An 11,130-nucleotide genomic window follows, 5' to 3' on the forward strand; every position below is an offset into this window, starting at 1 on the left:
TTTTACTGTAGCCAATCTGTAGCCATTTCAGATATTTTTGAGAGAACGCACAGAAGTTGCATAGACTTCTTGTTTTCGGGTTCAAAGTTACAAAAAGATGATACATCTTCCAAATATTTGACTAAAAATGTTTTAGAAAGCTTGTGGCTACAATTTTTCAGTGCACGGTGCAAGACCTATCTATATATAGGCTTGCACCGTGCACTGAAGAGCCTTGCCACTTGTGATATACTGCTGATAATCAATATATAAAATGGTATTATATTACCAGACAATGGTATTTTGATATTCCGTTAGAAGCTCATTTCATTAGGAACTTTGCAGCCATAATCATTATAGTCCAATGTATTATGGCAAACAAAAACAGCAACTCAGAACAAAAGGGACACCTGTACATCGGTTGTCCTACGCTTGAAACTTTAGCTCTTTCATGCGTCAATGCAAAAGATGCTGCTCATACAAGTAGCATCGAGTATTCAAATTTCCTAAAGGCTTGCAAAATGGAAAAGGACATCAGAATCAGCACATATCGGAAATGTGCAGCAGGTTTAGGAAAAGAAGTTCTAATCATACATCTGCCTTTGGGAACCATAGAGTCGATGACCAAACCCAAAGCCCATGTGAAGAATCTTTATGAAACAATTGAACTGGATGAACTGATCAAGGTTTTAATGAAGGTTATGCCAAGTGATGGAATGAAGATAGTGAACTTCATGGAAGAGTTCAAAGGGCATCTAACAAGACACGACAAGGAGAACCTGATGAAACCCTTTCTGTCAGCTATTGTAGAACTTTGCCAAAACTTACTTAATGATGATGGAAAACCATGAAACACGCTCCCTAATGAATGAGCTTCAAACTCTTCGCGAAGAGTTCAGGCAGATAGCCTGCTTTATCAGAGAGCTAAAGCGTGACTACTCTGTATTAGAAGAGAAAATAGAGTTAAGTACGGCAGATGTCTTGCATCTGCTTGGTATATCTAAGGCATCCCTTGCCAGATGGCGGGAAGCGAACTCTATTCCTTACCGCTATGTATCAAGTAATCATGTGGTCTATCCATTCAAAGGACTCTACCTTTCTGTAAAGACAGGTAGGGCTACATTCAAGGGCTTTCGCCGCTTGGAGGCTTTGCAGCGTCTGAACGCCTACAAGGATGGTGTCCTTAAAGGCTACATGGGGGATTCTCAAACCTTATTTGAAGAACTATGAACATCAAAGAAGAAATACTAAGCCGGACGAACAAAGGACTGGAGGTGTTCTGCTTCTACATGCCCATCAACTTTGTACCCAAGCGCAACTTCCGTAATCCATTGTATGACGATAGGCGTGCATCATGCAATATCTACCTCGATAATAAGTCTGGCTGCTACCGCATGAAGGACTTTGGCAATGACGCCTACTCAGGTGATTGTTTCTGGTTTGCTGCAACTATGCTCGGTTTGGACGTGAGAAAAGATTTTATGAATGTTCTTGAAACAATCATCAGAGATTTACAACTCAATATTCGTCTTGAAGAAAGAAAAGAATACGGTAATAAGCGACCTGTCTTAATAAAACCTTCAAAGCAGCCTATATTACCTCCACCCGACCTTAATACTTCCATGACAAGCGAGAAGTGGTTTACATATATCGAACAGCCCTTTGGAGAAGAGGAACGAAATTATTGGCGACGATACGGCATTGATACCAGGACTTTGCTACGCTTCCATGTTAAATCATTAGCACGCTATGAATCCGTTTCAAGTCAGGGCAAGCCATTCTCACTTGTTTCTACGCGAGAAGAGCCTATGTTTGCTTATTGCCTTGGCAGGTTTGTGAAAGTTTATCGTCCCAATAGTAAATTGCGCTTCCTCTATGGAGGCAAGGAGGTGGATGACTATGTGTTTGGTTTTGAGCAGTTGCCCTGCAAAAGCGATATGATATTCATTACGGGGGGAGAGAAGGATGTGCTTTCACTCTCGGCTCATGGATTCAATGCCATCTGTTTCAACAGCGAGACAGCACAGATACCAGAGAATATCATTGAGGGACTATTGCTCCGTTTTCGACATCTAATCATATTGTATGATACGGATGAAACAGGACTAAGAGAAACTAAACGACAAGTCGAAGCTCTATCCAAGTTTAAGGTGCTTCACTTAACATTGCCCTTACAAGGCACAAAAACAGAAAAGGATATTTCCGATTACTTTGCCTTAGGCAATGGTTCGGAAGGTTTAAAGGCACTGCTTTCTGATATGTTTACCCAAATGTATGCACAGACGATGATGATATTGCAATCTTGTGAAATAGACTATGACAATCCTCCCGATGCCTCGAAGTCGGTGGTAGCAGTAAACGGCGTACCCCTCGGTACACAGGATAATCTGTTCTGCATCACTGGCGGAGAAGGAACAGGCAAAAGCAACTACATTGCTGCCATTCTTGCCGGTACTCTTGGTGCAGAACGCTTACAACCAGAACAAACTTTGGGATTGGAGGTAACCGCCAACCCCAAAAGATTAGCTGTACTCCATTACGATACAGAGCAATCAGAAGCACAGTTGCATAAGAATTTGGGGAAGACACTTCGTCGGGCAGGAGTCACGTCTGTACCAGAGTTCTACCATTCTCTTTATTTGGCTTCACTTTCTCGTAAAGATAGATTGAAAATTATTCGTGAGAGTATGGACTTGTTTCACCATAAGCACGGAGGAATACATCTTGTGGTAATTGACGGCATTGCAGACTTGATACGATCTGCCAATGACGAAACGGAGAGTATAGCCATTGTGGATGAACTCTATCGTTTGGCAGGAATCTATAATACTTGCATCATCTGTGTGCTCCATTTTGTCCCTAACGGTATTAAGTTGCGTGGACATATTGGTTCCGAATTACAGCGCAAGGCGGCAGGTATTCTCTCCATAGAGAAAGACGATAACCCTGAATATTCGGTTGTAAAAGCTCTGAAGGTGCGTGACGGCAGTCCACTCGATGTGCCGATGATGCTTTTCGGCTGGGACAAAGATGCGGATATGCACGTCTATCGTGGAGAGAAGTCGAAAGAGGATAAAGAAAAGCGTAAGACGGATGAACTTTTGGCTGTTGTAAAATCAGCTTTCCATACCAAGCTAAGACTCTCATATCAAGAACTATGTGACGTATTGATGCGTGAAATGGAAATCAAAGACCGAACGGCAAAGAAGTACATTGCCTATATGAAAGAGCAGTGTATATTGTCGCAGGACGCAAGTGGTAACTATCAAAAGGGTGAGCTATGCCATACTTAGAACAGACAACAGAGAACGATTGGTGCAAGCGATTGTTTGACAGCTTGAGAACTATCGAGAGCAAACTCGACCAACTGCTTGTGATGAAAGAGCAATCTGTTGACACAACTATTCATCCGCCTCTTAAACCAGAGTATCTTGACATAATCGACGTGTCGAAGATTCTCAAAGTAGAGCAGAAAACCATTTACAATTGGGTATGGGCAGGAAAGATCCCATATCTCAAAGCGAATGGTAGACTGCTGTTTCTTCGTGACGAGATAGACGATATGCTTCATAAACGAGAATGTTGGTGATCAACAAGCAATTTGTTTATTGCCGAATTCTAACTTATGGCACATCTTAAAATAGACATGAATATGAAGAAGATAGTTAAATTTTAGGACAGTAAATCAACTATTAGTTTATTTGTGGGAATTATTTTCAACCAATAAGCTATTATTTGAAATGATTTGCTTATCTTTGCGGTTGAAATAAATACAAGCAAGTAAACTATGAGTGTATCTACAGGTAACAAAATCAACCAAATGCTCCAATTAGGACAAAAAAACGGATTGTTGTTTGCTCAATGGCTAACAGGACGAGGATATTCCAGTCAGCTATTAAAAAGATACCGCATATCGGGATGGTTAACACCTCTATGTAGAGGTGTAATGTACCGTACTGGGGATAACCTATCTGCCTATGGTGCATTGCAGTCGTTTAATGAACAGTTAGGAAAGAAGTTCCGTATAGCTGCTCATTCTGCATTAGAGTTATGGGGCTTCAATCATTATGTGCCAATGGGTAAGCCATTGCTAGTGATAACTGCTACCAATGAGAGAATGCCTCAATGGATGAAGCTTAACGTATTCGACCGTGATTTTCATTTTTTCAAAACAGACGCATTTATGCAAGCACAAATAACGACTTTGTCTTATTTAGATTGGAATTTACTCGCGTCTACTCCAGAACAGGCTTTTATGGAATGCTTGTTACTATCGCCGCGGCAATACAACTACATGGACTTGTACTATATAATGGAACAGCTAACAACATTGCGTTCAGAGGTTGTCCAATCGTTATTGGAAACAACCAAGAACTATAAGATGAAGCGCCTATTCTTATATATGGCAGAAAAAGCAAACCATTATTGGTTTGAAGAATTAGACTTATCTAGGATAGATTTGGGAACTACAAAATTGCAGTTGGTAAAGTCGGGGGTATATCTCAGTAAGTATAAAATGACAATCCCCAAAGAATTGAACGACTATGAATAATCATCAGTATAAAAGTCAAGTGGCACTATTGGTACGCATCATGCCCTTGGTTTATAGAATCAAAGATTTTGCCGTACATGGTGGTACGGCTATCAACTTGTTTCATCAGAACATGCCACGGTATTCTGTGGATATAGATCTTACCTATATTCCCTTGGAGGCACGTTCAACGAGCTTGGAACATATCAATCTGAATCTTCAAGACTTGAAAACGAGCATCGAACGAGCCGTACCGGGAATACATGTGGTACATAAAACTGATGTATGGAAACTGCAATGCACATACAATGGCACTACGGTGAAAATCGAAGTGAATGGCACCAAACGTGGCATACTTGGAGAAGCGGAAGTAATGAACCTCTGCCCAAAGGCGAAAGATGAGTTTCAAGCTAACTGTAAGGCACGCATCGTACCTTATCCACAACTATATGGAGGTAAGATAGCGGCTGCTCTCAGTCGCCAACACCCACGTGATTTGTTTGATTGCAAGTACATGAAAGACGAAACATTGGATGAAGTAAAAGACGGTTTGTTTCTGTGCTTACTGGGAAGCGACAAACCCATCATAGAATCACTTTGTCCTAATGACATTAATCAGGAGGAGGCTCTTGAACATCAGTTCAAAGGAATGACCGATATTCCTTTCACTTACAAGGATTATGAGTCCTCGCGTAACGACATTATCAGAAAGGTAAATGCCTGCCTTACCGATGAGGACAAAGACTTCATCATTTCTTTTGAAGAAGGCTCCCCGCAATGGGAACTATGTTGTGCTGGTGATTTGAGCAAATACCCATCCGTACAGTGGAAACTGCTCAATATCGAGAAACTAAAAAAGCAAAATCAAAAGAAGTTTCAAGAAGGAATTGATAAACTCAAAACTTTTTTTGAAAAAATGATGTAGGTATAATCCGAATATAAACACTACCTTTGCAACGTAAATAGTGCCGATAAGGACTTTTGTCGCTTTATTAGCACTCTAAAAAGGGGAAATGGGGCTGTGTACTTTGTCGATACAGTCCCTTTTCGGTGTATTAAAACTTCAAAATCTTATGGATCTCTGAATAGAGCATAATAAGAAAGAAGACTATCAGCTGCTTAAAAACAATTAATAGTCCTCTCTTTTAGTGGACTTGCGGAGAGTCGAACTCCGGTCCACACAAGGAAACCATATGCTTTCTACATGCTTATTTCAGCCTTCTGTTTTCGAGTGTTGGCAAGACCTGAACCACCAACCAACACCTTATCCTCTAAATTTCATCTATGCATCGAGGCATACACAAACTATTTCCGATTTACCTGCACCGCTTGACCCTTAGATTCGGAACAACATCCTTGGAGCAGTGTCTCGTCGCATCACCTGGTGACGCAATAAAGCCAGTAATCTACTATGCTTCGATTAGGCAGCGAGAGCGTAATTGTTTTCGCCAATTAATTTTTTGACCACTCAGATTTAGGAGGTAGCCGTCGAGCCTCCGCATGCTTACATACCATCTCATCTTGCCGTCAAATCCATACAAGCCCTCGGTATGTTCTGCAAAGTTACATATTATTTCTGAATTTGCTGAATGAGATTCGATAATTTTGTTGCAAATTTATTCTTTTAGATTCAAAATCTTACTTTATGACGTACTATTGTCTCTTTTGCACTGTGTTCTGAAACTGTATCAGGAGGATTTTGCAAGTCTGATTTTGGGGAGAGTTCTTCATCTCCTTCTTTGTCCGCAGTAATCGTCAAAGTGATTTTTCTGTCCAGCTCTGCCGACTGCCCTTTGAGCGAGCGAAGTTCGTCCTCTTTCTTCCACGTCCCATTAGCAATAGCAGTGTAGATTTCCTTATTGGCAGCAACCTTCTCTTTCTCCTTTTCATGCGATTCTATCACCTTGGGGATTCGCCCCAGCGCACCCAAGAAGTTCTCACACGCAAGTTTCGGATCCGTAGCCAACTTACCATTATTATAGGTATAATAGATACTCTCCTGCCCCTTGACAAAGAAACGATTCACGGAGCAGTCAAACAGATCTTTTGAGGTACTCTCTGTCTTCACCATGATGAAAAAGCCATAAATCTCTCCGATTTTGTTGTACTCGCCTTTGGTGCGTGCCTTGTCGTTAATCTCCTGCAGGCGTGCAGCAATGACTTTGAGGTCCGTACTGTCCTCCACGCCTTTGATGGTGAGTTTATTGATTGGATTGCCGTCCTTATCACGCTCCACACGCTTCTCAAAGCATGCCAAGTCCGCCTTGGCTTCCTTAATCTTGTCCGAATGGAAAGACACGGAGCTGTCAATCTCCGCCAACTTTCCTGTTGCGGCATCACGCTCACGGAGAAAGTTCTTACGCTCGGATTCCAGCGTGGCAATCTTCTTGTCGAGTTTGGCTTTCTCTAACAAGTCTGTATTACCGGATAGCACGGCAACATACTCTGAAAAGTTCATACCGCTATCCTCGTCCATTGAGCCTTCATCAATGGTACGACTACCGAGCGTATTGGTCTTCAGCTGATTGATAAACAATTGCTTGTTATGTAGTAGGTTGAACTTATAACTGTCCAACGACCGCTCCACGGCATAGATAATCACATCGACCTTATTGTCCGCAAATTCTTTGGCAACCATATTGCCTTTACGGATTGCCCGACCATTGCGCTGCTCCAAATCTGATGGTCGCCAGGGCGTGTCAAGTTGATGCACCGCCACCGCACGCTGCTGGGCGTTGACACCCGTTCCAAGCATAGAAGTAGAACCGAAGATAATACGGATGTCGCCCCGATTCATGGCATCCACCATTGCTTTCTTTGCCTTCTCATTCTTGCATTCCTGAATGAAGCGTATCTCGTATGCTGGGATATGGTAGTCTTCCACCAACTTTCTTTTGATTTCCGAATAGATGTTGAAGTCTCCACCAGGCTTGTAAGTCCCCAAATCAGAGAAAACAAACTGCGTTCCTTTCTGTGCATCGTACTTCTGATAATAGTCATTCAAGAGTTTCGCACAATGACTTGCCTTGTTGTCAATATGATCTGAGTACGCATTTTCATCAATCATGCGTAAATCAAGGCTCATCTTGCGGGCATAATCAGTCATTAAGAATTAAGGGAAATAGGGGGAAACGCAAGGAATGTAACTATTTGAAATATCATCATTTAGCATTTTTATGCCATTATCGAGTTAGGCGAAAGGAAGCATCAAACGGCAGGAGTTCCGTTACCAAATCGTAACCCATCAGGGAAAAAGCAAAAAGGGGTTACGAATTGAATGTAAACAACTGTTTCATAGGTTTTTATTCATCATCTTTCATTTTTCTGCATCGCTCAGGAATACTTGTTCATCTGTACCTTTGCAAGCAAAGGAAATTTAGAAAAAACGACAGAAAAATGAAGGAAAACAAACTGAAAGTATCGTTCTTCATTCAGGCGAAACGAACCGACAAGAAAGGACTTGTGCCTGTCATCGGGCGCATCTCAGTAGGCAGAACCCATTCAGGCTTCTCCACCAAGTGTAAAACTCCGCTTGCTCTTTGGGACAGTCGTAAGCAAAGGCTTATCGGCAAGAGCAGCATGGCTGTGTCCGTCAATCAGAAACTCGGTGAATGCACCGCACTCATCCACACACGCTTTCACGAACTCAGTGAAAGAGAAGAATCCTTTACCGCCACAGACGTGAGGGATGCCTATCAGGGGCAAATCCACTGTCAAGCCTTGCTCTTGGAGAGTTTCAGCGAGTACCTCACACAGACAAAGGAACGTATCGGTATCGACCGAGCCTTGAAGACGTTCAAACTCCGTACCTACCAACTCTCCCTGCTCCGTGAGTATGTACAAAAGAAGCACAAGGTAAGCGACATTCCTCTTTCACAGCTGGACAAAGCATTTATCGAGGGCTTCGAGTATTATCTCACCATCGAACGCCGACTGAAACGCAGCAGCATATCGAGTACCTTGTCTACTTTGCAGACCATTGTCCGCATAGCGGTAAAGAAAGGTGTGCTGGACTTCTATCCGTTCTTGGGCTACAGTTACGAGCGACCAAAAGGCGAACCGAGAAGCATTACGCAGGAAGAACTTGAGCACATCATCAACTTGGAGATTGAGTGGGAGAACTACCGCATTGTCCGTGATCTCTTTGTCTTTTCCTGCTTCACAGGTCTGGCAATCTCAGATGTCCGCAATCTTCGGGAGGAGAATATCGTCACTGAAGAAGGCAAACTCTGCATCAAGGGCAGACGCATGAAGACCAAGACCCCGTATCGTGTACAGGTGCTTCCTCCTGCTTGGGCGATAATGGAGCGGTACAGAGGAAAGCGTGCAGGGTTTGTCTTTGACGTGCCGACTACCGACATTATCCTCAATGGTATGCACTACATACAGAGAAATATCGGCATGGAAAGCTCACTGACCTTCCACATGGCTCGGCACACCTTTGCATCGCTTATCACGCTCTCGGCAGGCGTTCCTATTGAAACGGTGAGCCGTATGCTCGGACACACCAACCTGAGAACAACACAGGTATATGCGGCGGTTTCCTCCGAGAGAATCCATCGGGACATGCAGAAAGTGCAACAACGCATACAAGATACATTCACCTTAAAACTTTGACATTATGGCACGAAGTACATTCAAGACACTCTTTTATATCAACCGCTCCAAAGAGAAGAAGAACGGCAAATGTCCGATTATGGGACGCATCACCATAGACGGTGAGCAGGTGCAATACAGCACGGGCAAGGAAATCGCTCCCGAACTTTGGGACAGTCGTAAGGGACGGTGCAAAGGAACAGGCGAAGAGATAAAGGAAATTAACCGCTATTTGCAAACCAAAGAGGAACAAGCCAAAGGCAAATATCAAGAATTAGTTTGGCAACGTGGCTATATCACTGCCGAGTTGTTGAAGCGTGAACTCATGGAAGAGGACAATCCCAAAGGTTTTCTTTTAGAGGAAGCCCGACTATTTATTGAGGAAAAGCGTCCTTGTGTGGGAATAACGGTAGCCAAACCTACCTTTGCCAACTACATCTATGCCACACAGCTTATCGAGTCCTATCTGCGTGAACGCTTAGGGCTGGAGGATATTCGCTACTCATCGCTTGACTATGGTTTTATCGAAGGGATGGACTTCTACCTTAAATCAGAGCGCAACCTTTCTCTTGCCACTATTCAGGTAGCGGTCATCTTCCTTAGAAAACTCATCGGCATAGGTCAGCAGAAGAAGTATATCCGCATCGATCCGTTTGCAGACTACAAAGCAGAACTACCACACCGCACAAGGCGTTATCTCACTACGGAGGAACTACAACGAGTATTGCAAACGCCCATCATTGACAGACAGTTTGAGCGAGCAAGACAACTATTCCTTTTCTGTGCCTTCACCGGTTTGGCTCGTGTAGATATGCAACGGCTCAAACCGAAGCATATCATCCATAATGCTGACGGCACGGCGGAAATCCGAATCAAAAGGCAGAAAACTAATGTGGAAGCGATTATCCCACTTCTGCCCATTGCGGGGCAAATCCTTTCGCTCTATATCAAAGACAAGAAAGCAGACGACTTGATATTCCCCAATCTCACAATAAGGAAAGCATCCTTTGCGTGTGTGAACATCGGGCAGATATGCCGGATAGAGAAAGGCTTGACCTTTCACATGGCTCGCCACACATTCTCGACCACGATATGTCTTTCCAATGGTATTTCGATGGAAACGCTCAGCAAGATGCTCGGACACAGCAATATCGGTACGACACAAATCTACGGAAAGATAACCGACCACAAGATACAGGAGGATATGACTGCACTCACAGACAGGGAGCATTCTGTATTTGAGGGTTATTGTGAGTCAATAGCACGGTAGAACGTTCCATTGCAACAAGCATAAAAAGGAAGTAATTACCAAACATTTATTATTCACGATTGAAAACCAAACGATTATGAAAGAGAACAACAAACAGGAACTTTCTTACTTTCGGTTGAAATTAAGAAGTCATATGAGTGAGCACCACCCCGAAAAATTGCACGACATGGAGTTTATCACTGCACGAGCAGACATGGCTCTCACTGCTTACTGCGATGCAGTGGCACAAGGTTTTTCGCACCTCGAGGCAGAGAACATAGCAAGTGAGGTGTTGTATCAAGGTTTGCACTTTTCCAAGTACGATACGCTTGTATCTGTGTTGGAAAACGAGTTTGAGAGGGAACTGCCTGCACCACTTCCCGAAAGACTCGCACCTATTTTGCTGTCGAATAAGGCTATTCAAGCTACATTCGACAAGTTCTGTTTGACGGACACATTTGCCGCAAGCGGACAATACGACCGTCTTTACACCGAACTCACAGGCACGATAGTGCTGCTCATCGAGAGCAATCATCTGACAACGGTCAGACTGACGGAGGAAGCAAGCCCGAAGGCGTTGTAAGCAAAGGCGCACGCAAAGTCCCTGATGCCGTTTCTTATCGTGCAAAGGTACAACGGCAGCCTATCTGCCCTGACAAGGTCGAGTCCTGCGGATGGAGAGAAGAATCTCCACCGCAGGATTTTTCTGTTTCAAGGCGGTATTGCCATTTTCTATATTCGTGCGGTCGTATTCATCTCTCCCAACCTTGCAGGG

10 protein-coding genes and 1 other RNA gene are annotated in these 11,130 nt (G+C 43.4%); 9 read left to right on the forward strand and 2 right to left on the reverse strand.

The features are described 5' to 3' along the window. The first annotated feature begins 350 nt into the window (after positions 1–350). From HMPREF2983_RS10045 to HMPREF2983_RS10070, 6 genes are all read left to right on the forward strand, one after another. Positions 351–830 carry a hypothetical protein gene (locus tag HMPREF2983_RS10045; protein ID WP_018910662.1) on the forward strand — a complete coding sequence of 160 codons (480 nt, stop codon included), beginning with the start codon at positions 351–353 and terminating at the stop codon, positions 828–830. Further along, complete coding sequence (locus HMPREF2983_RS10050; protein ID WP_018910663.1) at positions 817–1,209, forward strand: hypothetical protein; 393 nt, start codon at positions 817–819, stop codon at positions 1,207–1,209. The genes HMPREF2983_RS10045 and HMPREF2983_RS10050 overlap by 14 nt, the downstream gene beginning before the upstream one ends. Beyond that, positions 1,206–3,272, forward strand: a complete 2,067-nt coding sequence (locus HMPREF2983_RS10055; protein ID WP_029216626.1) for a bifunctional DNA primase/helicase — start codon at positions 1,206–1,208, stop codon at positions 3,270–3,272. Before HMPREF2983_RS10050 ends, HMPREF2983_RS10055 begins: the two co-directional genes overlap by 4 nt. Continuing rightward, a complete protein-coding gene (locus HMPREF2983_RS10060; RefSeq protein WP_004360030.1) occupies positions 3,260–3,568 on the forward strand; it encodes a helix-turn-helix domain-containing protein in 309 nt (102 codons plus the stop codon). Before HMPREF2983_RS10055 ends, HMPREF2983_RS10060 begins: the two co-directional genes overlap by 13 nt. A 198-nt stretch (positions 3,569–3,766) precedes the next feature. Beyond that, positions 3,767–4,531: a type IV toxin-antitoxin system AbiEi family antitoxin domain-containing protein gene (locus HMPREF2983_RS10065; protein ID WP_004360031.1), complete on the forward strand. Its 765-nt coding sequence runs from the start codon at positions 3,767–3,769 to the stop codon at positions 4,529–4,531. Next, a complete protein-coding gene (locus HMPREF2983_RS10070) occupies positions 4,524–5,435 on the forward strand; it encodes a nucleotidyl transferase AbiEii/AbiGii toxin family protein (RefSeq protein WP_004360032.1) in 912 nt (303 codons plus the stop codon). The genes HMPREF2983_RS10065 and HMPREF2983_RS10070 overlap by 8 nt, the downstream gene beginning before the upstream one ends. Before the next feature lie 221 nt (positions 5,436–5,656). Here the strand turns inward: HMPREF2983_RS10070 and ssrA are convergent. Both ssrA and HMPREF2983_RS10080 read right to left on the reverse strand, forming a co-directional pair. Then, positions 5,657–6,055: a transfer-messenger RNA gene (ssrA, locus tag HMPREF2983_RS10075) on the reverse strand. Between the two features lie 85 nt (positions 6,056–6,140). After that, the gene (locus HMPREF2983_RS10080; protein WP_246829398.1) at positions 6,141–7,574 is read right to left on the reverse strand and encodes a helicase C-terminal domain-containing protein; all 1,434 of its coding nucleotides are present in this window, start codon (positions 7,572–7,574) and stop codon (positions 6,141–6,143) included. Between the two features lie 332 nt (positions 7,575–7,906). Between HMPREF2983_RS10080 and HMPREF2983_RS10085 the strand changes: the two genes are divergently transcribed. The 3 genes from HMPREF2983_RS10085 to HMPREF2983_RS10095 all read left to right on the forward strand — a co-directional run bounded on the left by HMPREF2983_RS10085 (position 7,907) and on the right by HMPREF2983_RS10095 (position 10,938). Further along, positions 7,907–9,127: a site-specific integrase gene (locus tag HMPREF2983_RS10085; RefSeq protein WP_070668034.1), complete on the forward strand. Its 1,221-nt coding sequence runs from the start codon at positions 7,907–7,909 to the stop codon at positions 9,125–9,127. Positions 9,128–9,131: 4 nt separating this feature from the next. Beyond that, positions 9,132–10,376, forward strand: coding sequence for a site-specific integrase (locus tag HMPREF2983_RS10090; protein ID WP_070668036.1), 1,245 nt, complete (start codon positions 9,132–9,134; stop codon positions 10,374–10,376). 76 nt (positions 10,377–10,452) lie between these two features. Beyond that, positions 10,453–10,938 carry a DUF1896 domain-containing protein gene (locus tag HMPREF2983_RS10095; protein ID WP_070668038.1) on the forward strand — a complete coding sequence of 162 codons (486 nt, stop codon included), beginning with the start codon at positions 10,453–10,455 and terminating at the stop codon, positions 10,936–10,938. Positions 10,939–11,130 lie beyond the last annotated feature (192 nt).

The sequence above is a fragment of the Prevotella sp. HMSC077E09 genome (assembly GCF_001814685.1).
Lineage (GTDB): Bacteria > Bacteroidota > Bacteroidia > Bacteroidales > Bacteroidaceae > Prevotella > Prevotella oris.

What these genes read in the sequence shown, in the direction of transcription:
- HMPREF2983_RS10060 (WP_004360030.1), top strand. Translation starts at nt 3,260, where the DNA reads ATGCCATACTTAGAACAGACAACAGAGAACGATTGGTGCAAGCGATTG.
- HMPREF2983_RS10050 (WP_018910663.1), top strand. Translation starts at nt 817, where the DNA reads ATGGAAAACCATGAAACACGCTCCCTAATGAATGAGCTTCAAACTCTT.
- HMPREF2983_RS10065 (WP_004360031.1), top strand. Translation starts at nt 3,767, where the DNA reads ATGAGTGTATCTACAGGTAACAAAATCAACCAAATGCTCCAATTAGGA.
- HMPREF2983_RS10085 (WP_070668034.1), top strand. Translation starts at nt 7,907, where the DNA reads ATGAAGGAAAACAAACTGAAAGTATCGTTCTTCATTCAGGCGAAACGA.
- HMPREF2983_RS10045 (WP_018910662.1), top strand. Translation starts at nt 351, where the DNA reads ATGGCAAACAAAAACAGCAACTCAGAACAAAAGGGACACCTGTACATC.
- HMPREF2983_RS10095 (WP_070668038.1), top strand. Translation starts at nt 10,453, where the DNA reads ATGAAAGAGAACAACAAACAGGAACTTTCTTACTTTCGGTTGAAATTA.
- HMPREF2983_RS10055 (WP_029216626.1), top strand. Translation starts at nt 1,206, where the DNA reads ATGAACATCAAAGAAGAAATACTAAGCCGGACGAACAAAGGACTGGAG.
- HMPREF2983_RS10090 (WP_070668036.1), top strand. Translation starts at nt 9,132, where the DNA reads ATGGCACGAAGTACATTCAAGACACTCTTTTATATCAACCGCTCCAAA.
- HMPREF2983_RS10070 (WP_004360032.1), top strand. Translation starts at nt 4,524, where the DNA reads ATGAATAATCATCAGTATAAAAGTCAAGTGGCACTATTGGTACGCATC.